General features: G+C 34.1%; 18 protein-coding genes and 1 other annotated feature. Of the genes, 2 read left to right on the top strand and 16 right to left on the bottom strand.

What is annotated here, in order from left to right; translation table 11 throughout:
• Positions 1-75: 75 nt before the first annotated feature.
• The 7 genes from mtrB to dnaE (ACTCDL_RS05540) form a co-directional block, all read right to left on the bottom strand.
• On the bottom strand, positions 76-297 hold the full coding sequence (mtrB, locus tag ACTCDL_RS05570; RefSeq protein ID WP_463174755.1) for a trp RNA-binding attenuation protein MtrB: 222 nt from the start codon (positions 295-297) through the stop codon (positions 76-78).
• Between the two features lie 103 nt (positions 298-400).
• Positions 401-1,165 carry a DUF368 domain-containing protein gene (locus ACTCDL_RS05565; RefSeq protein ID WP_463174751.1) on the bottom strand — a complete coding sequence of 255 codons (765 nt, stop codon included), beginning with the start codon at positions 1,163-1,165 and terminating at the stop codon, positions 401-403.
• 175 nt (positions 1,166-1,340) lie between these two features.
• Complete coding sequence (locus ACTCDL_RS05560; RefSeq protein ID WP_463174748.1) at positions 1,341-2,312, bottom strand: DapH/DapD/GlmU-related protein; 972 nt, start codon at positions 2,310-2,312, stop codon at positions 1,341-1,343.
• Between the two features lie 274 nt (positions 2,313-2,586).
• Positions 2,587-3,081 carry a phosphatidylglycerophosphatase A family protein gene (locus ACTCDL_RS05555; protein ID WP_463174744.1) on the bottom strand — a complete coding sequence of 165 codons (495 nt, stop codon included), beginning with the start codon at positions 3,079-3,081 and terminating at the stop codon, positions 2,587-2,589.
• 109 nt (positions 3,082-3,190) lie between these two features.
• Positions 3,191-5,422 (bottom strand): DNA polymerase III subunit alpha, encoded by a 2,232-nt coding sequence (gene dnaE / locus ACTCDL_RS05550; protein WP_463174804.1) that lies wholly within the window; start codon positions 5,420-5,422, stop codon positions 3,191-3,193.
• Between the two features lie 286 nt (positions 5,423-5,708).
• Entirely contained in the window at positions 5,709-6,581 is an 873-nt protein-coding gene (locus tag ACTCDL_RS05545) for a hypothetical protein (protein WP_463174739.1), read from the bottom strand.
• Positions 6,582-6,603: 22 nt separating this feature from the next.
• Positions 6,604-7,803, bottom strand: coding sequence for a DNA polymerase III subunit alpha (dnaE, locus tag ACTCDL_RS05540; RefSeq protein WP_463174734.1), 1,200 nt, complete (start codon positions 7,801-7,803; stop codon positions 6,604-6,606).
• 646 nt (positions 7,804-8,449) lie between these two features.
• On the opposite strand from dnaE (ACTCDL_RS05540), the gene ACTCDL_RS05535 reads away from it, so the two are divergent.
• Together ACTCDL_RS05535 and ACTCDL_RS05530 are read left to right on the top strand one after the other, a co-directional pair.
• Positions 8,450-8,761, top strand: a complete 312-nt coding sequence (locus ACTCDL_RS05535) for a YtrH family sporulation protein (protein WP_463174728.1) — start codon at positions 8,450-8,452, stop codon at positions 8,759-8,761.
• Between the two features lies 1 nt (position 8,762).
• Positions 8,763-9,236 (top strand): hypothetical protein, encoded by a 474-nt coding sequence (locus tag ACTCDL_RS05530; RefSeq protein ID WP_463174725.1) that lies wholly within the window; start codon positions 8,763-8,765, stop codon positions 9,234-9,236.
• Positions 9,237-9,269: 33 nt separating this feature from the next.
• On the opposite strand, the gene ACTCDL_RS05525 is transcribed toward ACTCDL_RS05530, so the two are convergent.
• The 9 genes from ACTCDL_RS05525 to ACTCDL_RS05485 all read right to left on the bottom strand — a co-directional run bounded on the left by ACTCDL_RS05525 (position 9,270) and on the right by ACTCDL_RS05485 (position 23,193).
• On the bottom strand, positions 9,270-10,436 hold the full coding sequence (locus tag ACTCDL_RS05525; RefSeq protein ID WP_463174723.1) for a pyridoxal phosphate-dependent aminotransferase: 1,167 nt from the start codon (positions 10,434-10,436) through the stop codon (positions 9,270-9,272).
• A gap of 152 nt (positions 10,437-10,588) precedes the next feature.
• Positions 10,589-12,397, bottom strand: a complete 1,809-nt coding sequence (typA, locus tag ACTCDL_RS05520; RefSeq protein WP_463174721.1) for a translational GTPase TypA — start codon at positions 12,395-12,397, stop codon at positions 10,589-10,591.
• A 313-nt stretch (positions 12,398-12,710) separates the two neighbouring features.
• Positions 12,711-15,377 (bottom strand): valine--tRNA ligase, encoded by a 2,667-nt coding sequence (locus tag ACTCDL_RS05515; RefSeq protein ID WP_463174719.1) that lies wholly within the window; start codon positions 15,375-15,377, stop codon positions 12,711-12,713.
• Between the two features lie 120 nt (positions 15,378-15,497).
• Positions 15,498-15,759: a binding site (T-box leader), on the bottom strand.
• A gap of 70 nt (positions 15,760-15,829) precedes the next feature.
• Positions 15,830-16,414: a ribosome biogenesis GTP-binding protein YihA/YsxC gene (gene yihA / locus ACTCDL_RS05510; RefSeq protein ID WP_097018234.1), complete on the bottom strand. Its 585-nt coding sequence runs from the start codon at positions 16,412-16,414 to the stop codon at positions 15,830-15,832.
• Positions 16,404-18,755 (bottom strand): endopeptidase La, encoded by a 2,352-nt coding sequence (gene lon / locus ACTCDL_RS05505; RefSeq protein ID WP_463174717.1) that lies wholly within the window; start codon positions 18,753-18,755, stop codon positions 16,404-16,406. Before lon ends, yihA begins: the two co-directional genes overlap by 11 nt.
• A gap of 144 nt (positions 18,756-18,899) precedes the next feature.
• A complete protein-coding gene (gene lonB / locus ACTCDL_RS05500) occupies positions 18,900-20,588 on the bottom strand; it encodes an ATP-dependent protease LonB (RefSeq protein ID WP_463174714.1) in 1,689 nt (562 codons plus the stop codon).
• Positions 20,589-20,731: 143 nt separating this feature from the next.
• A complete protein-coding gene (gene clpX, locus ACTCDL_RS05495) occupies positions 20,732-21,985 on the bottom strand; it encodes an ATP-dependent protease ATP-binding subunit ClpX (protein WP_463174712.1) in 1,254 nt (417 codons plus the stop codon).
• Positions 21,986-22,005: 20 nt separating this feature from the next.
• A complete protein-coding gene (gene clpP / locus ACTCDL_RS05490; protein WP_097018231.1) occupies positions 22,006-22,602 on the bottom strand; it encodes an ATP-dependent Clp endopeptidase proteolytic subunit ClpP in 597 nt (198 codons plus the stop codon).
• 192 nt (positions 22,603-22,794) lie between these two features.
• Complete coding sequence (locus tag ACTCDL_RS05485; RefSeq protein ID WP_463174803.1) at positions 22,795-23,193, bottom strand: hypothetical protein; 399 nt, start codon at positions 23,191-23,193, stop codon at positions 22,795-22,797.
• Positions 23,194-23,217: the final 24 nt, after the last annotated feature.

The following is a 23,217-nucleotide window of genomic DNA, read 5'->3' as shown; positions in this document are numbered from 1 at the left end:
TTTTAAATTCAGTTTCTCTCATCTCATCTATTATCTAATCTTTACTAATCTTTTACTTGTAGATTATCAACTTTTTTATTCTGATTCTACACTACCATGTTTTGTCATCATCTCAGCTTTTCCTCTAATCTTAATTGCAGATGTATGTTCTGTAAATTGAGCAACCATTACTTCACCAGCATCCAATTTCTCTGTATGATGAAATTTGGTCTGTTGCCCACGAGTTAAACCTATAATAGTAACTCCATCCTCTAAGGCTTTAATTACTATATATTCTTCACTTTTTGGTATATTCATTATTGCCTCCTTAATGAAAACACTTAGTTAATATTATGATATACAAATTTAGTAGATGTGTCAATAGTATATTAATAATTTACCAACTGATAAATTTAAATTATTAGTAGTCTTCTCCTCTATCTAGCCATAAAATAAGTATAACTCCCAAAACAAATCCTATAACCTCTAAAAGACCAATCGGATCTGGAATAACACTTCTCATCGATCCCAAAATCAACCCTGTTAAAAATGCCATCAATAACGAATTATAATGTTCCAATAAGTAAGATAATACCCAAGAAAAACTCAACAACCCTACTACTACTCCAAAGCCAAAAGAGATTATTATAGGCAAATCAAGAGTAGTAATTGCCTGTAAAACCCCTTGATATAATCCCAACATAATAAGAATTGTTCCACCACTAACTCCTGGCAGTATCATAGCTACACTACCAATAGCTCCTCCAAAAAAGAATTTAAATAAAGATATTCCCTCAACAGAAATTTTAGTATCAATATCTACTGAATAAAAATAGGCTATAAATAATCCTAACAGAACCAATCCAACTGTTTTGACATTAAAACTCTCTATCTGTCTTGCAGTTACCTTACTTGAGGCAAAGATTAACCCAAGTAAAAAAGCAATTAAAAATCCTCGATAACTACTCTCTAATAAACCAGTAATCACTTTTGAACCAAGTAAAACTCCTAATAGAGCACCTGCCCCAACTGGAACCAACACTCTTAAATTTATTCTTTTAATCCCATTAATTAGTCTCTCATATATCCCTGAAACTAAAGCAATAGTTCCACCACTAATACCTGGCAAAGTATTAGAAATACCAATTGGAATCCCTTTGATTAATAATTCTAAAAAATCATTCATAAGACCACCTCAATTTTATAATTACTCTATATTTTATTTTATATGTAATCTAGCTAAGCAATTCCAAAATTTGCATTATATCTTTAGTAATATAATAATATTAAAACAGTGTGAGTTATGAATATGAGCAAAATCAAAAAAAACAACTCATACCCACACAGATACTCACACTGCCCTAATAACTTCCAAACTCACCTTTATACTTCTTAAGTAGAAACTTCAATAAACTTTTTTCAGCTTTATATTCATTTATAGGTTTAGCAGGTGAACCAATTACAGTAACTCCATTACCTACAACTCTACCATAAGGAACAGTAGCTCCAGAACCAACAGTTGCACCATCACAGACTGTAGCCGTATGAACAACAGCATTAGAGCCAATCATAACTTTAGAACCGATCTTTCCTCCTACAATAGCACCACTACCAATAAAGGTTCCTGAATCTATAACAGTATAAATAACTTGCCTATCTGCATCAGATTCTATTTCTGCTTTTTTACGACCTACATTAAAGATACGAGACATAGGCCCTATTCTCACACCATCTTTAATCTGAACATTACTCTCAATATTAGCAGCAGTACCAATTGAAACACTATCTCCAATAGATACATTGGCCCTAATTGTCACATTCTCTTCAATGGTAACATTGTCACCAATACTAACATTATTACCTATGATAGCCCCTGTACCAATATGACAATTATCTCCAATAACTGTATGGCCTCTAACAACTACACCACTACCTATAAAGGTTCCTTCTCCAACCCTAACATCTTCTTGCAAGATAGCATTTCCTACAATCCTACTCATAGAACCTACTTCTACACCATCATAAAGTTCTGACAATGAACTAACACTAGCAGTGGGAGCTAGAGTAATATCTCTGACCAGCTTATCTTTAATTGGATTATTATACTCTAATACTGGAGTGATTGCAATCACTGGATCAAGGCTACTCTCTCTAATCAGCTTTAAGACCTCTTCCTTCTGCCCTTTAGGCACAATCGTAGCAAACTCCAATTTACGACCATCACTCTGCTTAACTACCTTAATCGAATAATCTAATTTATGATAATTAAATATATGCCTTAGCCTATAACTTACTGTCCCTCTGACTGTAGCAATAATCTGATAATAATCCATCTTCCCACTCCCTTTACTAATTAACAATGTACAATTGACAATATACAATTAAATTTAGGTTAAACAACTAAATGATTATTCTTCTATATAATTTGAACTAATGTTTTTCTTTAAAGAATCGAAAGGTCTTTTTTGCAACGAATTATTTAGAATTTTCTTTGTTTTAAATTCGCTATATTCGTTGCTAAATAAGTTGAATTATTGATTTTTAATTAATGAAATTATTTAATTCAATCTATATAATTGTCAATTGTACATTGTATACTGTTAATTATTAAGATACTTCTCTTTCTTCCTCTTCCTGCTCATTTCTCTTTTGATGGGCAATTCTAGCTGATGCTGCTGAAGCGATTCCTGCTACTAAATCATCCAAGAAAGTATTAACATTATCTTTACTTGTATCTAATCTTTCCATCACTCCAAACTTGTTCTTATCTAAATATCCAAAGCTAGTAAAACCGATGGTTCCATAGATATTAGCAATAGCTAAAGCTAAGCTCTCATCAACTCCATATAAGGGCTCATCCCTTTTAATAATACTAGCAAGAGGCTCCTCTACTTTCCCCTCTTCTGTTAATTTATCTAAAGCTATTCCTGTCAATAAGGTATATTGTACCTCTCTTTTTTCTAAAACACTATGCACAGACTCTAAGCATTCTTCTATGTTCAAGTTATCACTATAAGGCTTTTGTAGGGCATAAACAATCTCTGCAATCTCTTGTATTTGAACTCCTCTTTCTTCTAATTTTTCAATAATTATCTCCTTCATCTAATCTCCCCCTCTTTAATTTATACATATATTATATGATGTTAGATTTAAACTAGTTACACTTTTTTGGATTTAGCCCATATATTGTTAGGTTGACGATCATATTCATTCAATTACTAGTGATAGAATACTTTACTTCTAACTGCCCTAAATCCTTCTCTAAATTATGATTCATTCTAACCTTATAATTAGAAGACAATTTAACAATTATCCTCTTATCATTAATAAGTAGATGCAAATAAACTGTACTATCACCTTTATATCTTGAAAATATCTCCTTTAATTTATCTAATATCTCTTCACCTAGCACTTCTAATTGGACATGGAGAACCTCTTCATCAGAAATATTTTGCTTCTGCTCAAAATCACCGGATAAATCACCTAATCTGCTAGCAATGACCTTACCTTCATCATTCAACTTACCTTCAACTAAAATAACCTCATCTTCTAAGAGAAACTCTTGATACTTTTCATATATATTTGGAAAAACAATTACTTCAACCTCTCCAAACTCATCTTCCAAGGTTACAAAAGACATCTTCTTATGATTCTTAGTTAATATTTCGCGATTAGCAGTGATTAATCCTCCTAAGATAACCTTTTCTTTAAATTTTCCAGATCTTCTACTATCTAATGTTCTCTTAGCTTTAATCTTTGGTAGGTAATCTTTAATAGGATGTCCCGTTAGATAAAATCCTAACATCTCCTTTTCTAGGGCTAATAGCCTTCTTGAATCAAACTCCTCTATTTCAGGCACCTTTATTCCATCATCCATAAATTCATCCTCATTAAAAATATCAAAAAAGCTGGTCTGCCCATTACTTTTTTGTTTCTGTACCTGCTGAGCTTGGGTAAAGACCTTTTCTAATATCTCTAATGACTGAGAGCGATATAAATCTAAAGAATCAAAGGCACCTGCTTTAATTAAGCTCTCTATAACTCGATGGTTAACCTTAGATAGATCAACTCGTTCGCAAAAATCCTTTAAGTCTTTGAATTTTTCCTCTGCTCTTGCTTCAATAATTGCCTCAATCGCCTTTGAACCTACATTTTTAATCCCTGCTAATCCAAAGCGAATCTTGCCTTTCTCTACACTAAACTCTACTCCACTATAATTCACATTTGGAGGTAGTATCTCAATCTCCATCTTATTTAGCTCTGCTATATACTCAGATACTTTATCACTATTACCAATTACACTACTCATTAATGCAGCCATAAACTCTACTGGATAATGGGCCTTAAAATAAGCTGTCTGATATGAGATATACGCATAGGCTGTACTATGAGCCTTATTAAAACCATAACCACTAAAATATTCAATCAGCTCAAATAGATCTTCAGCTAGCTGTTGACTATATCCTCGATTGATAGCTCCATCTACTGTCTCATTACCATTGATAAATATCTCATAATGCTTTTTCATCTCTTCATGCTTTTTTTTGCCCATAACTCTTCTCAATAAATCTGCTTCTCCTAGAGAATATCCTGCAATCTTTTGGGCAATCTGCATTACCTGCTCTTGATATAAAATAACACCATAGGTTGGCTCTAATATCTCCTTTAAATCATCATGGGGATATTCAATCTCCTGCTTGCCATGGCGCCTAGCAATATAATCATCTACCATCCCACTTCCCAAAGGTCCTGGTCGATATAATGCCAGTAAAGCGATGATATCTTCAATCTCTTCAGGTTTCAGCTTAGAGATTAGTCTTCTCATCCCATCACTTTCTAGCTGAAATACTCCTAAGCTATCACCAGTACTTAACATCTCAAATACTCTCTTATCATCAAAAGGAATCTCAGATAACCTCAGCTCTATGTCCTGTGTCTTCTTAATCAAATCTAAAGTCTTATTAATTACCGTTAATGTTCTTAAGCCTAAAAAGTCCATCTTCAATAAACCCAAAGATTCTAAATCTCCCATGGGATATTGGGTAGTCACCTCGCCCTTACTCTGATAAAGAGGAGTATAATTAGTAATATCATCTTTAGTAATAATTACCCCTGCTGCATGGGTAGAAGCATGGCGGGTTAATCCCTCAATTTTTCTAGAATAATCTATAATCTTTTTAACTTGATAGTCCTTATGATATAAATTCTTCAGCTCTTCTGATTCATTTAATGCTTTATCAAGTGTGATTCCTAAAGAGTTAGGAATAGCTTTGGCTACCTTATCCCCTTTATCATAAGATATTCCCAAGGCTCTAGTCACATCTCTTATTGCTCCTTTGGCTGCCATCGTTCCAAAAGTGATAATCTGAGCTACTCGATCTTGTCCATATTTTTTGACTACATAATCTATTACCTCATCACGCCGCTCATAACAGAAATCAATATCAATCTTTTATACCCCCAATTTCTTGGTATTTAAAAGGGAATAGACCATATCTTTACCCTCAGCTATAACTTGTTAGGGTATCCCCCACTTCGAAATATTATTAAATATTCCTACTCTCCTATGAGATGGTCGTTGAAGTTTCTCCTATTCGGAGCTTACCTGCTGATTGTCCAATCTCTGTGATTTTTAAACCTTAACGCTTAAGCATATTTCATCTTTACGTGGTGGTTCACAAAGCTCTAAGGGGTTCCCAGCAATTCAAGGGACTTATCATTAACTATTTCTAATTAATTCGACAACACTGACTGCATAACTCTTTATATTTTTTATATTTTCTATCAAGATATAAATTAGCATTATGATAAATTAAATCAAGAAAATTTTTAACTTGTTTATTTCCACCTAATTCTAAAGTCATAACTATATCAGTTTTTCTTCTCTTATAATAACGATTGATATTAGCAATCTCATTAAGTTCTATGAATTCTTTTATATAATTAAGTATAGGAATGGTTCCGACAATTTTTACTCTATATTCTCTAGTATCTGTATTACAATAATTATCATAATCATAGATAGAACCATCACCATCGAAATATCCTCTAATGAAATGCGATACAAATTTTTCTTTTACTTTAGGTGGAGATAATTTAAAGGTTTTATGTTCTAACACACCATGTTTTTTTAAAGAATCAAAAATTTCCTCTCCAAAAATTTGAATACGACAATATTTTCCACCACCAAATTCATTTTCTTGTTGTTCATATTCATTAATTGGATAAGTCGCATTAATGCTATTTTTGAACTTTTTAAGATGATTCTTATCTTTTACGGATAATGCTAAACCAAAAGATTTATTATCACCATTTTTATGTCCTTCTTTATTCTTTCTTATATAACCATCTGCATAAATAAAACCCAACCAATAAGCTTTTTCTTGATTATTTATTTCTTTAAAATACCTCTTATCATAATGATATTTTCTACTATTTATTTTATTGCTCCTACGTTTGACATTAAGTTTATTCAATAAATAATAAATTTTACCAGGGGTAACATTATATTCTTTAGCAATAAAAAGACCACTTTTGCCTTCTAAATACATATCAATTATCTTTTTATAATCTTTTTCTCTAATTTCATTTGATGTTACCATTGACAAATCTCCTTTAAGAAAGTTATGCAATCAATTTATCTGGCATCGAGACACGAGCGGGATTTAAAAATCTTTCAAATAATAGATTATACTCTAATGGATCAATCTCTGTAATATCAAGTAGATAAGAAACTATACTTGAGGCAGCACTCCCTCTCCCTGGACCTACAATAATCTCATTATCCTTGGCATACTTAATAAAATCTCTAACAATTAAAAAATATGCGGGATACCCCATCTGATTAATTATACCTAATTCATACTCTAATCTCTCTTCAATCTCTGGGGTAAGCTCTTGATACTTGTCCTTTAATCCTTCATAAGCTAACTTCCGCAGATAGGACTCTAAAGACTCATCATCTGGCACCTGATAATCTGGTAATAAAATCTGATTAAAATCTAACTCTACATTACACCTCTGAGCAATTTCAACTGTATTTGAAATAGCTGTGGGATTATCTTTAAAGATCTCTTTCATCTCTTGGCTAGATTTAAAGTAAAACTGGTCATTGGGAAACTTCATCCTATTCTTATCATCAACATCCTTACCAGTCTGAATACATAAGAGCAGATCGTGTGCCTTATTATCATCCTGATTGAGATAATGGACATCATTGGTGGCTACCAAAGGAATCTCTAACTCTTGGCTTAACTTCACCAAACCCTTATTAGCTAGATGTTGATCAGCAAGACCATGATCTTGTAGCTCTAAAAAGAAGTTTCCCTCTCCAAAGATTCGTTGGTATTGCAATGCTACTTCTTTAGCTCTTTCCTGCTGATTATTCCTTACTAAAGTAGCTAGTTCTCCTGCCAGACAGCTACTTAAACAGATAATCCCTTCACTATAGTCACGCAAGAGGTTCTTATCAACTCTAGGCTTGTAATAAAAACCCTGTGTAAAGGATAAAGAAACTAACTTCAGTAGGTTTTGATAACCTTGATTATTTTCAGCTAATAAGACTAGATGAGCTAGCTTTCTATTATTGACATCCTTCTTAAGATGGTTATCAGCAACATAAACCTCACAACCAATAATCGGCTTAATCCCCTCTTTTTTTGCCTGCCGATAAAAATCTACTGCCCCATACATTACTCCATGATCGGTCATAGCAACAGCAGGCATATTGTACTGTTTTGCCTTCCTCATTAAATCCTTGATTCTAACAGCACCATCTAATAAACTATACTCCGTATGCAAATGTAGATGAACAAATTCTTCCATAGATTACACCTCCCTGAATCTTAAATATAATTTCTATTTATTAATTAACAATTGACTATATAGAAGGATAGTGCGACAGTTTCAGCCTCCCTCTAACTCCCCCCTGATAAGGGGGAGAATAAAAATATGTCTTTAAGTCCTCCCCTTATCAGGGGGAGGATTAGGTGGGGGTTGCTTTTAGAAAGTGTCGTAATATCCCCATTGTCCCCTACTTCCAACATTAAAATATAAATCTATATAATCTTAGTCTAAATAATAAACCAACCCAATATTTTAATAAAACCATGCAAATTTATTAAAATCTAATACTTTATTATTTCCCGATTGACCTCTTTTTATCCTCCTTATTAAGAGATAAGGTATAATTAATTTATACCTAAAATAAATATATTGTACGGTCTAAACATATAGATCTCCAAGTCTAAAATGTAATTTAATGGGTATATAGCGACAGCTTTAGGAATCAGGAGTCAGAAACCAGTTATCAGTAAAACAAACCGATTCCAAATTCCCGATTCCTGACACCAAAGTGTCGCACTTCCTCTATATAACCATACATTTAAATTTAAATGATTACAATGTTAATATCGGTAATTTTAAGACATATAAACTTTTAAACATCAACTAAATTACTGTGGGTGATAAAATGGAAAGGTTAATCTTAGTCTTTTTTGTATCTTTGGGAGTTGTATTGGGTGGTTCTATATTAGGGAGTATAGGAGCTACCTTGGCAAAACAATCACCTCTCAAAGTAATGGCACAATTATCCCAGGAAATCAAGCTTTGGGCTGTAGTTACAGCAATGGGTGGAAGCTTCTCTTATTTACGAATGATTGAAGGTGGAGTCTTTGAAGGAAAGGTGATTGTGATATTTAAGCAATTTATCATTCTAACTGTCGCCTTTCTAGGAGCACAATTAGGTATTTGGATCATCTCAGTTTTAACTGGAGGAAATTAAATTGAGCTTTAATTTCTTAACCTTGACTAAAGATGATATTCTCCGTCTATTTGCAGTCTTTACTTTAGGAATGATAATAGGTGTAACACTACTAAATTTAGTAGTAGCTCCTCAATTAGACCAACTGATCTTCCAAAGAGAAGAACTATTATCAAAGATAGAAAGCCAACAGACTACCCTAGATAAACTAGAAGAGAGCTTAGCAGAAGAACGGAAGAAGGTAATTCAAGATTTAACTATAGAGATAGAAAACAAGATGGATAAACATGTTAAACAGGAACTAAAAAAAGATATCTTTGAAATATTAAAGAGCTTAATCGGTAGAGATATATCAAAGGTAGATGGTAAATTATTAGCTCAAACTCTTGATGGTAGAATAATTATAGTAGAAAAGAAGAGTTATAAACTAGATTTTCTATGGATTGTAATTCAGCCTGATACAACTATATCCTTTAAGATAATTGAACAGAAATAGGGAGCATGATTTCCCATGCTCCCTACAAATATATTATCCTACAAACTTAGCAATTCTCTTAATTGCCTCATTAATTTCAGCTTCACTAGTGGCATAAGATAATCTAATATACCCTGCCATCCCAAAGGCTGAACCTGGTACTGTAGCTACTCCAACCTCTTCTAGTAATAGTTCTACTAATTGATAATCATCTCTAATCTCTTCACCTAATAACTCTTTAACATTTACAAAGATATAGAATGAACCCTCTGGCTTAGCAACTTTTAAACCTTTAATATTATTTATTCCAGCAGTAATAATATCTCTTCTTACTTTAAAGGCCTCTACCATCTTATTAGTAGGCTCTTGAGTTCCAGCAATAGCAGCTAAACTAGCCTTTTGAGCAATTGAGTTGGCATTAGAAGTACTATGGCTTTGTAACCTACCCATAGCTTTAATCACATTTTTAGGTCCAATAGCATAACCTATTCTCCAGCCAGTCATTGCATAAGCCTTAGAAACACCATCAATAATAATAGTTCTCTTCTTGACCTCTTCACCTAAAGAAGCAATACTGACTACCTCTTTATTATAACTAACCTTACGATAGATCTCATCAGAGATTATAAAAATATCATTTTCCACAGCTATTTGAGCAATCTCTGCTAACTCTTCTTTAGTATAAACAGCCCCTGTAGGATTAGATGGACTATTGATAATTAATAATTTAGTCTTATCAGTAATAGCAGACTTAAATCCTTGAGCAGTCATCTTAAATCTATTATCCTCAGAAGTCTCTACTACTACAGTCTTTCCTCCAGCAAATTTAATCTGCTCAGGATAACTAACCCAAAAAGGTGCAGGTAATATAACCTCATCCCCCTCATCTACCAATGCTTGTATAGCATTAAATAATGAACTTTTTGCTCCACTAGAGACAATTACTTGCTCACTAGTATACTCAAGTCCCCTCTCTGCTTTACAACTACTACAGATTGCCTCCCTTAACTCTTGAATACCTACAGTAGCAGTATATGTAGTAAAACCTTCTTCAATAGCTTTAATAGCAGCCTCTTTCACATGTGCAGGAGTTTCAAAGTCAGGTTCCCCTGCTCCTAAACTGATAATCTCTCTTCCTTCTTCCTTTAAAGACTTTGCCTTAGCAGTGATTGCTAATGTAGGAGAGTTTGCAATTCCCTTGACACGTTCTGATAATTTCATTTGATTTATTCCTCCTCAATACTTGACTACTATATTCCTTATGTAAGAATATTATTTTAATGAAAAATAGTGTGAGTGTCTGTGTGAGTGTGAGTCTTATAGGACAAACCTATCTCACACAGACACTCACAACTCACACTATATATAACTTATTACTTCTTAGACTTAATACGTCTTTTCTTATCTAAAATCTTCTTTCTTAATCTAATATTAATTGGAGTAACTTCAACAAGCTCTGCACTTGTAATATACTCTAAAGCTTCTTCTAAAGTAAATTTAGTAGCTGGTGTTAGCATAATTGCATCATCAGAACCAGAAGATCTCATATTATCTAGCTTCTTCTCTTTACAGATATTCACATCTAAATCTTGTTCTCTAGAGTTGGAACCAACGATCATTCCTGCATAAATCTTAGTTCCTGGGTCTACAAAGATGGTACCACGATCTTGAGCATTAAAGATTCCATAACGAGTTGCTTCTCCTGATCTATCAGCTACTATCGAACCATTTCTACGAGTACTCATATCTCCACGATAATTATCATAATGGGAGAAGGTACTATTTAAAATCCCTTCACCTTTGGTCTTAGTCAAAAATTCAGACCTAAAACCGATTAATCCACGAGCAGGAATTTCAAAAGTCAACCTAATTCTAGTTTGACTTAGATGAGTCATATTCTTCATTTCACCTTTACGCTTTCCTAACTCTTCAATGATAGTACCCATAAACTCTTCTGGCACATCAATAGTAACCTCTTCAATTGGCTCCATCTTCTGTCCATCTATCTCTTTAATGATAGCTTCTGGCTTAGATACTTGCAATTCATAGCCTTCTCGTCGCATAGTCTCAATTAAAATAGATAAGTGTAGCTCACCTCTACCTGAAACTTTGAAGGTATCAGGAGTTATCTCTTCAACTCTTAAGGCAACATTCTTCTCTAACTCTTTGAATAATCTATCTTTTAATTGGCGAGAAGTAACATAATCCCCCTCTTGTCCAGATAAAGGACTATCATTAGTTGTAAAGGTCATAGTTACTGTTGGCTCTTCGATAGTAATAAAAGGTAGGGCTTCTGGATTTTCAGCATCGGCAATCGTCTCACCGATATTGATATCTTCAGTTCCTGCAAGAGCAATAATATCACCCATCTTAGCACTTTCAACCTCTTCTTTACCTAATCCTTGATAAGTAAAGATTTTAGTGATATTCTTATACTCTATACTCTCATCCTGCTTACAGATAGCTACCTTCTCACCTTTTTTAACCTCTCCTCGGTTGACCTTACCTATAGCCATTCTTCCTACATAGTCATTGTACTCAATAGTAGTAACTATCATTTGGAAGGGTGCCTCTATCTCACCTTGAGGAGCTGGAATGTGTTCAATAACAGATTTAAATAGTGGTTCTAAGTTATCACTATCATCAGCTAAATCTGTCGTAGCAAATCCCTCTAAAGCAGAAGCATAAACTACTGGAAATTCAATCTGCTCTTCGCTGGCACCTAATTCAATAAATAAATCTAAGACCATATCCTCTACAACCTGTGGTCGAGAATCTGGACGATCAACCTTATTGATTACCACAATTGGTGTTAAATCTAATTCTAACGCCTTAGTCAATACGAACTTAGTCTGAGGCATTGGTCCTTCAAAAGCATCAACAATCAATAATACTCCATCAACCATCTTTAAGATACGCTCTACTTCTCCTCCAAAGTCAGCATGACCTGGAGTATCAACAATGTTAATCTTAGTATCTTTATACTTGATAGCTGTATTTTTAGCAAGAATAGTAATTCCTCGCTCTTTCTCTAAATCATTACTATCCATTACTCTCTCTTCAACTTCCTGTTTAGCATGGAAGATACCACTTTGCTTTAACATTCCATCTACTAAAGTAGTCTTACCATGGTCAACGTGAGCAATAATTGCTATATTTCTAATATCATCTCTTATTTTCATCTTTTCCTCCTTGGGTATAAAAGCAGATTACACTAATCTATTTTTCCTTAAATTGTAATTTTCATTAAAGAAATTATACTATGCTTAGATTATAATATCTGACGATAATTGTCAATAAGAATTGGAGTTAAAAGAAATTATTCTTAAATAAATTGGCTCAGCTCCAAAATTTTACTGATAATTATAATCATTATGATTTATAAAACAAGCTAACCTTATTAATTTTATGTAGTACATTTTGGGTATATTGTAATAATTTAAATCTATGACAAAAGACAGCCTATTATAGACTGTCTAATATCTATTTGATCAATTATCCTTTTAAGCTTGCTAAAGTCTCTTCTAACTGTACCTTTTTAGCACTATATTCTTCCTTCTTTCTTCTCTCTTCTTCTACCAGATGGTCTGGAGCATTATTTACAAATCCTGCATTTGATAATTTACCTGTAGCACGTTTAATCTCAGCTTCCATCTTCTTAATCTCTTGCTCTAAACGAGCAATCTCTTTATCGATATCTACCATACCAGCAAGGGGTAAGATAATTTCAATCTCACTAGTAATTGCAGTCGATGCTTGCTCTGGTCTGTCAGTTACTTCCTTACTAATAGTTAACTCTTCAATATTGGCTAAATTAGCAATATACTCTCTTCCTTCTTCTACTACCGCTAACTTATCCTCAACTTCAGAAGTTAAAATAGCTGTAATCTTTCTACCTGGATTGACCTTCATCTCATTTCTGATATTTCTAATATTTCGGATTACCTCCATTACTAGCTCCATCTTGGACTCAGCTTGATTATTGGTAGCTAAACTATCCGCTTCTGGCCAATGAGAGACCATCAAGCTCTCTTCTTCTTTAGCAGTTACATGTTGCCAAATCTCCTCAGTAATAAAAGGCATAAATGGATGTAATAATCTCAAGATATTATCTAAGGTAAACCAAGTTACATATTGAGCTGTTTGACGGTCAGCTACATTATCTTGTTGATATAATCTAGGTTTAACCAGTTCAATATACCAATCACAGAACTCTCTCCAGACAAAATCATACAACTCTTGAGTTGCTTGACCAAATTGATACTCTTCCAATAATTTAGTTACTTGATTGATCTTCTTATTCAATCTGCTTAGAATCCATTGATCTGCTAAAGTATAATTTAACTTTCCATAATCTATCTCTTCTAAATCAAAATCCTCTAGATTCATCAATACAAAGCGGGAAGCATTCCATAGTTTATTAGCAAAGTTACGGCTTGATTCTACTCGTTCAGGTCGATATCTAATATCATTACCTGGAGTATTTCCTGTAATCAAACTGAATCTTAAAGTATCTGTACCAAATTCTTCAATTACCTCAATTGGATCTACACCATTTCCTAAGGACTTACTCATCTTACGCCCTTCAGAGTCTCTAACAAGTCCATGAATATAAATATCCTTAAATGGTATCTCACCTTTACACTCTAGGGCCATAAAGATCATTCTAGCTACCCAGAAGAAGATGATATCTCTACCAGTTACTAGCACATCAGTTGGATAGAAGTAATCTACATACTCTTTATTTGTAGGCCACCCCAAAGTAGAAAAAGGCCATAGTCCTGAGCTAAACCAAGTATCTAGTACATCTTCATCCTGCTTTAGATTAGTGCTAGCACACTTTGGACATTCTGCTGGCTCTTCTGTTCTTACAATTACTTCATTACAATCTTGGCAATACCAGACTGGTATCTGATGCCCCCACCATAATTGACGAGAGATACACCAATCTCTAATATTCTCCATCCAATTAAAGTATACTTTAGAGAATCTATCTGGAACAAAGTTAATATCACCTTCTTTAACCGCCTCAATAGCAGGCTTAGCTAGCTTCTCCATAGCTACAAACCATTGCTTAGATACTAATGGCTCAATTGTAGTATCACAACGATAACATTGACCAACAGAATGATCATGATCTTCTATCTTTTCGATTAACCCTGCTGATTTTAGATCATCAATCAACTGGCTTCTACATTCATAACGGTCTAACCCTTCATATTTTCCTGCTGCCTTGGTCATCACTGCATCATCACTAATTACCTTAATAATCTCTAAGTCATGACGTTCACCAATTTCAAAGTCATTAGGGTCATGGGCAGGAGTTACCTTAACTAGACCTGTACCAAATTCAGAGTCTACATAATCATCAGCTACTATCTCAATCTCCCGATTAACAACTGGTACTATAACCTGCTTACCGATTATATCTTGATAACGTTCATCATTAGGATTTACAGCTACCCCTGTATCTCCAAGCAATGTCTCTGGACGGGTAGTAGCTACTACAATATAATCATCACTATCCTTAAGGTTATATCTGATATGATATAATTTACCTGGCTTGTCCTCATGCTCTACCTCTATATCCGATAAGGTAGTCTTACACTCTGGACACCAGTTAACTATATAGTCACCTTGATAGATTAAACCTTTTTCATATAATTGCACAAAGGCTTCCTTAACTGCTTGATTACAACCTTCATCCATAGTGAATCTCTCTCTCTCCCAATCACAAGAGACACCTAATTTTTTAAGCTGTTTAGTAATTCTTCCACCATACTCCTCTTTCCATTGCCAAGCCCTCTCTAAAAATCCATCACGACCAACATCCTCTTTAGTTAGCCCTTCCTCTTCTTGCATCTTCTTAACTACCTTAACCTCAGTAGCGATACTAGCATGGTCGGTTCCTGGTACCCATAAAGCTTCATAGCCTTGCATTCTCTTCCATCTAGTTAAGATATCTTGGAAAGTCATATCTAAAGCATGACCTATATGTAATTGACCAGTTACATTTGGAGGAGGCATCATAATTGTAAAAGGCTCCTTCTCAGCATTCGGTTCTGCATGGAAATAACCTTCTGAGTTCCAATATTCATACCATTTTTCTTCTACTTGACTAGGGTCATAGGTTGTTGATAAATTCTTCTTCTCTTCACTCATAATCTCACTTCCTTTTATATAGTGTAAGTATTGAGTGTAAATGTGAAAAACCTCAACACTAAATAACTCACACAGACACTCACACTAAATTATTTAATAAAAAGACCCCTCCATCCTTAAATTAAGGACGAAAGAGTCTCTATCTTCCGCGGTACCACCTTAGTTCTAACTTAGCACTCACTTCAGGTATATGTAAGAATAAATAATTGTTCTAATGAACCTGATACTAGATAACGGCTAGCTTCCGATTAAACCTACTGAATTTTCAGCTTAACAGCTCCAGAGCTACTTCAGCCAATATCCCTAAAAATACCTTCCAGCCTCAGGGTACTTATCTCTATTAGGGAGGGATCAACCTACTCCTCTCCTTGATTGCTTTTAGTCTATTTTATTGTCACATATTATCATATAATTAATAGTTCTGCTTGTCAACTATTAACTCGTTCTTTCTCTTAATCCATAAACTGACCAATAAATTGAATTACCTTATCCTTTCCTTCTCCAGTTTCTGTAGAAAAGAAGGTAAAAGGTGCAAGATCGGTAATACGCAAAGTATCCTTAATTAACTTCTCTTGCTTTTTTCTTTGGCTCTTCTTAAGCTTATCTACCTTAGTAGCAACTATCATCGCAGGCATATTCATTTCAATTATCCAATCCAACATCTGCACATCATCTTGAGTTGGTTTATGGCGAGCATCTATTACTAATATCAAAGCCTCTAAGTTACTACGATTGATTAGGTAATTCTCAATCATTCTACCCCATTCCTCTTTCTCCTCTTTGGATACTCGAGCAAATCCATAGCCTGGTAAATCTACAAAATAGAAATAATTATCTATTTGATAGAAGTTAATTGTTTGGGTTTTTCCAGGCTTAGAGCTGGTAAAGGCCATCTTCTTTCTGTTGACCACTTTATTAATCAAAGATGATTTACCTACATTAGAACGACCTGCTAAAGCAATCTCAGGCAGATGATGAAAGGGATAATCTTTAGGATAAACTGCACTAAGAATATACTCTGGATTATTAATCTTCATTTTCATCGCCCTCCACTATCGCTTCTGCAAGCACTTGCTCCATCTCTTCAACTAAAACAAATTCTAAATCACGCTTGATATTATCAGGAACTTCTTCTAAGTCCTTTTCATTCTTCTTACATAAGATTATCTTCTTGATTCCTGCTCGATGAGCAGCCAAGACCTTGCTCTTGATTCCTCCAACTGGCAAGACTCTACCTCTTAGGGTTACCTCTCCTGTCATTGCTACCTCTCCGTCAACTTCTCTATTTGATAGAGCTGAAATGAGCGCAGTAGCTAAAGTGATTCCTGCTGATGGTCCATCCTTGGGAATAGCTCCCTCAGGAACATGAACATGGATATCATATTTTTTATAGAACTCTTCTGGGAAATCATACGCTTTAGATTTAGTTCTTGCATAACTTAAAGCTATGCGGGCAGACTCCTTCATTACATCTCCTAATTTACCTGTCAAGATCAATTTTCCATCACCTGGAATAATCGATACCTCAATATCAAGTATATCTCCACCTAATTGGGTCCAAGCCAATCCAGTTACTACACCAACTCTATTTTCACCTTCAGCTTTACCATAATCATATTTAGAGATTCCTAAATATTTATCTAGGTTTCTGATATCAATTCTAGTAGCTGTATCTTTTCCTTCTACAACCTCTTTAGCTACTTTTCGGCAGATTTTTCCTAGAGTTCTTTCTAAATTCCTTACTCCAGCTTCCCTAGTATAATTTCTAATGACCTTTTTAAGAGCATTTTCCGATAAATTAAAGTTATCTTCTACCAGTCCATGATCTTTAATCTGCCCTGGCAATAGATGGCGCCCAGCAATCTCTATCTTCTCTCCCTCAGTATAGCCTGGAAGATTGATAACTTCCATTCTATCTAATAATGGCCTAGGAATTGTACTAATAGTATTGGCTGTTGTAATAAACATAACATCAGATAAATCAAAACTTAACTCTAAGTAATGATCAGTAAAGTCATTATTCTGTTCAGGGTCCAAGACTTCTAATAAAGCGGCTGCAGGGTCTCCTCTAAAATCACTAGTAATCTTATCAATCTCATCTAATAAGAAGACTGGATTCATCGTTCCTGCATCACGCATAGCATTTATTATTCGTCCTGGCCTAGCACCTATGTAAGTTCTACGATGTCCTCTAATCTCAGCCTCATCCCTAACCCCTCCTAAAGACAGCCTAACAAATTCTCTGTTGATAGAATTTGCAATAGATTTCCCTAATGAAGTCTTTCCAACTCCAGGCGGACCTACCAAGCATAAGATTGGACTTTTAAGCTTCTCACTTAATTTTCTAACTGCTAGATACTCTAAAATCCTCTCTTTAACATCATCTAACCCATAGTGATTTTCATTTAATTGATCTTCTACCTCTTTAATTACCAATTTGTCCTCACTATAATTATTCCAAGGTAGATCAAATATGCAGTCTAAATAATTTCTAACTACAACACCTTCACTTGAGTTTCTAGGCATCTTTTGAAGCTTATCTAACTCTTCTTTTACCTTCTTCTCAACATCTTCTGGTAATTCTGTTTCCTCCAATTTAGACTTATACTCATTTACCTCTTCAGTAAAGCTATCTTCTTCTCCTAATTCTTTTTTTATTGCCTTCATCTGCTCTTTTAAATAATACTCTTTTTGTCTTTTCTCTACCTGTTTCCTAACTTCATTGTTGATTTTATTCTTTACCTTTAAAATCTCTATCTCTTTTTCTAAAAGTTTATACAGCTTAGTCAACCGTTCTTCATAAGAAATAGTAGCTAAAATCTCTTGTTGCTGTTTAACCTTTAAAGAGATATGTGAAACAATGATATCAATCAATCTGTCAGGCTCTTCTATATTCACTATTGTCATCATAGCTTCTGGTGGTACAACTTTGTTAAGCTTTATGTAATCTTCAAAGCTATTAGTTACCCCTCTCATTAAGGCTTCTATCTCTGTATCTACCTCTTCTTGATGTAAAATTTCTTCAATTTCAACCTCAAAATAAGGGTCTTCTTGGATAAAGTCTGCAATCTTTACCCTTCTTAATCCTTCTACCAAGATTTTAACAGTTCCATCAGGTAACCTCATCAACTGTTTTATCTCTCCAACAGTACCTACATTATAAATATCATCTTTAGTTGGCCCTTCAATAGTCTCATCATGCTGGGCAGATAATAAAATCTCTTTGTCTTCTACCATTGCTTTTTCCAAAGCTTCTAAAGACTGTTCTCTGCCAACCAGCAAAGGAATTATCATGTTTGGGAATATAACTAAACCTCTTAATGCCAATAAGGGCATAGAATTTCTCTTCCTCTTCTCCTTTTTCAACTCTTCAGCCATAACTACACCTCCATTTATAGAATCATCACCTATCATTATTCTATTAATTACAATTAAAGTCCTGCAATTACTTCAAGTTATTAGTATTAATTCTCTTTAATAAGTCAATAATTAATACTTGAAGGTTAACATTTACTAATTATTTCATACTAAAGGAGCAGAGATAAAATCAGATCCTAAATCTATATCAACCTTTTCCTCTTCTAAATCTTCTATTAATATTGACTCTCGCAATGCTTCATCCAAAGTATCTATTTTGATTATATCTATCTTTGAAAACTCTTCCCCATTAAATATCTGTTGCCAATTATCTGATGGAATTAATACTTTTTTAACTCCCGCCCTAATAGCAGCTCTTACTTTGGCAACAACTCCTCCAATAGGACGTACCATACCATTAATTGATATCTTTCCAGTCATAGCAACTTTATTATCTATAGGATATCCTGTCAAGGACGAATAAAGAGCTACTGCCATTGTCACTCCAGCAGAAGGACCATCAACAACAGCATCACTTGTAAAATCAATATGTATAAAATAATCTCTTAAATCAATGTCCATAATCTTGCTCAAAACAGTCACAACATTGTCTGCTGAACCTCTGACCATACTCTTTCTTCTAATCTTCCTATATTGATTGCCCTGCTCTTCTTCCTCAGCTATACCAGTAATGTTCAACCTTCCTTTACCTTCACCTACTTCTTTAACTGAAACCTCTAGTTGGTTTACAGTTCCCATATTAGCACCAATAACAGCTAAGCCATTAACAATCCCCACCTGTGGACTACTAGGAATTTTGTCCATAGGTCTAGGATTATAACGACCATTCATTATTACTCTCTCTATATCGGCAACTTTAATAATAAAACGTTTAGCTGTTCGAGCGATACCAGCAGCAGTTTGAATCATATTAATAGCCTGTCTCCCATTAGAAGCATACTTTCTAATAACATCAATAACTCCATCCTCAACTCCAAAATTTATTTTTGCTATTGCAGTATTTACAATCTTTTCAATATGATTAGGCTCTAAAGGATTAAAATAGACCTCTAAACAGCGAGAACGAATAGCAGGAGGAATATTTTCTGGTCCTCTAGTAGTAGCACCTATTAATCTGAAATCAGCTGGTAATCCATTTTGAAAGATTTCATGAATATGGCGCGGAATATTCTTATCATCTTCATGATAATAAGAGCTCTCTAAAAAGACCTTTCTATCCTCTAACACCTTCAATAATTTGTTCATCTGTATATGATGCAACTCTCCAATTTCATCTATAAATAAGATTCCTCCATGGGCTTTGGTCACAGCACCAGGTTTAGGCTGTGGAATACCAGCTGTACCCATCGCTCCTGCCCCTTGATAAATAGGATCATGAACCGAACCAATCAGAGGATCAGCAATTCCACGTTCATCAAATCTAGCTGTAGTTGCATCCATCTCTACAAACTTGGACTCATTATCAAAAGGAGAACCTTGATTCTTCTTAGCTTCTTCTAATATCAAACGGGCTGCTGCTGTCTTTCCAACTCCAGGAGGCCCATAAATAATTACATGCTGAGGGTTAGGGCCACATAAAGCTGCTCTCAAAGCCTCTAATCCATCTTCCTGCCCAATTACTTCAGAAAAATCGCTAGGTCTAATCTTTTCTGATAAAGGCTCAGTCAAAGATCTTCTTCTCATCTTATACAGCTTTTCCATCTCTTTTTTAGATTCTCTATTTATCGCTACTTTACTATTTCTCTGCTTTTTAAGCATATTCCAAAAATAAATACCAATTACAATAGCAAAAAATAATTGAATTATACTAAAAACATTAATTGCAAGATTCATTAAATCTCCTCCTGTATGACGTTTCAGGCCATCCATAATTATTGAAGTTAATACCATGAAAGAACCTGATTTAATTTATCATAGGTTAGTATAACCTTAGGAAGAGATTTTATCCTTAAACAGAAAAGAAACTGCTTAAATATTTAAGCAGTTTCCTCTTTTGTTTCATCAATTGTAACTAGTTTTGGTTTTTCTCTCTTTTCAATAACATCCTGAGTGATAATACATTTAGAAATATCATTTCTTGATGGTATATCATACATGATGTCTAAGATAGCATTTTCCACTATTGAGCGTAATCCTCTTGCTCCTGTTTCCTGCTTTAATGCTTTTTTAGCAATTGCATTTAAAGCCTCTTCGCTAAATTCTAACTCTACATCATCTAGCTCAAAAAACTTAACATATTGCTTAATTAAAGCATTGCGAGGCTCAGTTAAAATCTGAACAAGAGCACCCTCATCTAATTCTTCTAAAGTAACAACTACTGGAATTCTCCCTACAAACTCTGGAATTAATCCATACTTTAATAAATCTTGCGATTTAATATGCTTTAATATCTCTCCGATATTCTCTTCTTTCTTACTTTGAATATCAGCACCAAAACCAAGTACTTTGGTATTAAGTCTAGATTTTATCAGCTTATCTATTCCTGCAAAAGCACCACCACAGATGAATAAAATATTTGATGTGTCAATTTGAATAAATTCTTGGTGAGGATGCTTTCTCCCACCCTGTGGAGGAACACTTGCTTCTGTTCCTTCTAATATTTTAAGCAGAGCTTGCTGTACCCCTTCTCCAGAAACATCACGAGTAATAGATGGATTTTCTGATTTACGGGCAACTTTATCAATCTCATCGATGTAGATAATTCCTTTTTCTGCTTTTTCAATATCATAATCAGCAGCTTGAATTAATTTCAATAAGATATTCTCTACATCTTCTCCTACATATCCAGCTTCAGTTAAAGATGTAGCATCTGCTATTGCAAAAGGAACATCTAAAATACGGGCTAAAGTTCTAGCTAATAATGTCTTACCAGAACCAGTAGGCCCTACTAAACAGATATTACTCTTCTCTAATTCTACATCATCAACTTTCATACCTGAATTAACTCTTTTATAGTGATTATAAACAGCTACTGCTAAAGTCTTTTTAGCATCTTCCTGTCCAATAACATAATCATCTAAAATCTTCTTTATCTCTTTAGGTTTTGGAACACTTTCTAAATTCAACTCTATTTCTTCATTCAACTCTTCTTCAATAATCTCATTACATAATTCAATACATTCATCACAAATATAGACCCCAGGACCAGCTACAAGCTTTTTAACCTGATCTTGGACTTTACCACAGAAAGAACACTTAAGTTGACCTTTCTCGTCCCCAAATTTAAACATTATATCACCCCTTTACTAGTCTACCCTTCCAACTCGGTTTGGCGAGTGATAACCTCATCAATTAGACCATATTCTTTAGCTTTTTCAGCTGACATAAAGTAGTCTCTATCTACATCTTTTTGAATCTTTTCAATTGGCTGTCCTGTATGGTCAGCTAAAATATTATTGATAATATCTCTTAATTCAAGAATCTCTTTAGCTTGAATTTCTATATCTGTAGCTTGACCTTGAGCACCACCCATTGGTTGGTGAATCATGATTCTAGAATAAGGTAAAGCAAATCTTTTTTTACTAGTTCCACTTGCTAATAATAAAGCTCCAGCACTAGCAGCTAACCCCATACAAATAGTAGAAACATCTGGCTTAATGTACTGAATTGTATCATACATAGCTAAAGCAGCCGTAACAGACCCTCCTGGGCTATTGATATATATGTATATATCCTTATCTGGATCTTCAGCTTCTAAGAATAATAATTGCGCAATCACAGAATTAGCTACTCTATCATCAATTGGACTACCAAGAAAAATAATTCTATCCTTTAATAAACGAGAATAAATATCATAAGAACGTTCTCCTCTATTAGTTTGTTCAACTACCATTGGTACTAAATTCATAATTTCCCCCTCCTTCTTTTAACTATACCCATATTCACAGTTTTTAAACCTATTATTTTAGAGAATTTCATAAAAGAATCTTATTATGACCAATTACTAAATTGAATAAATACATCACAATAGTTAATTCTACTACTTAGGGGAATTACGGCGATTTATAAAATTCTCTGATCTGATTAAAGTCAACAAAAATTAATTATTTTCAACTAAGAAGTCAATTGTTTTTTCCATTTGTAAGCTATCTTTTAATGAAGCTAATTGACCTTGCATCTGTAAGAACATCTTTATTTGATCTTTATCTTGACCTTGACGTTCAGCAATTTCAGCTAATTTTTCATCTAAATCTTCATCACTTACTTCAATTCCTTCATTTTTAGCAATTGTCTCTAAAATCAAATTAGCTTTTGCTCTCTTTTCAGCTTGTTCTTTATAATCTGCTCTAATATCTTCTTCTTTCATTCCAGTCATCTCTAAGTATTGATCAAATTCAAATCCTTGTTGCATAATTTGATATCTGAAACCTTCTAGCATATTATCAATTTCATTTTCAACTAAAGTTTCTGGTAAATTAATTTCTGTATTAGCTGCTATAGCATCTGTCTCTTATACACATCT

The sequence above is a fragment of the Orenia sp. genome (assembly GCF_055140805.1).
Note: the sequence above shows the minus strand (reverse complement) of the source record. Positions and strands in the feature narration are given on the sequence as shown.

Bases quoted from the DNA above. Each gene is read 5' to 3' on its own strand.
- mtrB (WP_463174755.1), bottom strand. From the start codon at position 297: ATGAATATACCAAAAAGTGAAGAATATATAGTAATTAAAGCCTTAGAG.
- ACTCDL_RS05565 (WP_463174751.1), bottom strand. From the start codon at position 1,165: ATGAATGATTTTTTAGAATTATTAATCAAAGGGATTCCAATTGGTATT.
- ACTCDL_RS05560 (WP_463174748.1), bottom strand. From the start codon at position 2,312: ATGGATTATTATCAGATTATTGCTACAGTCAGAGGGACAGTAAGTTAT.
- ACTCDL_RS05555 (WP_463174744.1), bottom strand. From the start codon at position 3,081: ATGAAGGAGATAATTATTGAAAAATTAGAAGAAAGAGGAGTTCAAATA.
- ACTCDL_RS05545 (WP_463174739.1), bottom strand. From the start codon at position 6,581: ATGGTAACATCAAATGAAATTAGAGAAAAAGATTATAAAAAGATAATT.
- dnaE (WP_463174734.1), bottom strand. From the start codon at position 7,803: ATGGAAGAATTTGTTCATCTACATTTGCATACGGAGTATAGTTTATTA.
- ACTCDL_RS05535 (WP_463174728.1), top strand. From the start codon at position 8,450: ATGGAAAGGTTAATCTTAGTCTTTTTTGTATCTTTGGGAGTTGTATTG.
- ACTCDL_RS05525 (WP_463174723.1), bottom strand. From the start codon at position 10,436: ATGAAATTATCAGAACGTGTCAAGGGAATTGCAAACTCTCCTACATTA.
- typA (WP_463174721.1), bottom strand. From the start codon at position 12,397: ATGAAAATAAGAGATGATATTAGAAATATAGCAATTATTGCTCACGTT.
- ACTCDL_RS05515 (WP_463174719.1), bottom strand. From the start codon at position 15,377: ATGAGTGAAGAGAAGAAGAATTTATCAACAACCTATGACCCTAGTCAA.
- yihA (WP_097018234.1), bottom strand. From the start codon at position 16,414: ATGAAGATTAATAATCCAGAGTATATTCTTAGTGCAGTTTATCCTAAA.
- lon (WP_463174717.1), bottom strand. From the start codon at position 18,755: ATGGCTGAAGAGTTGAAAAAGGAGAAGAGGAAGAGAAATTCTATGCCC.
- lonB (WP_463174714.1), bottom strand. From the start codon at position 20,588: ATGAATCTTGCAATTAATGTTTTTAGTATAATTCAATTATTTTTTGCT.
- clpX (WP_463174712.1), bottom strand. From the start codon at position 21,985: ATGTTTAAATTTGGGGACGAGAAAGGTCAACTTAAGTGTTCTTTCTGT.
- clpP (WP_097018231.1), bottom strand. From the start codon at position 22,602: ATGAATTTAGTACCAATGGTAGTTGAACAAACTAATAGAGGAGAACGT.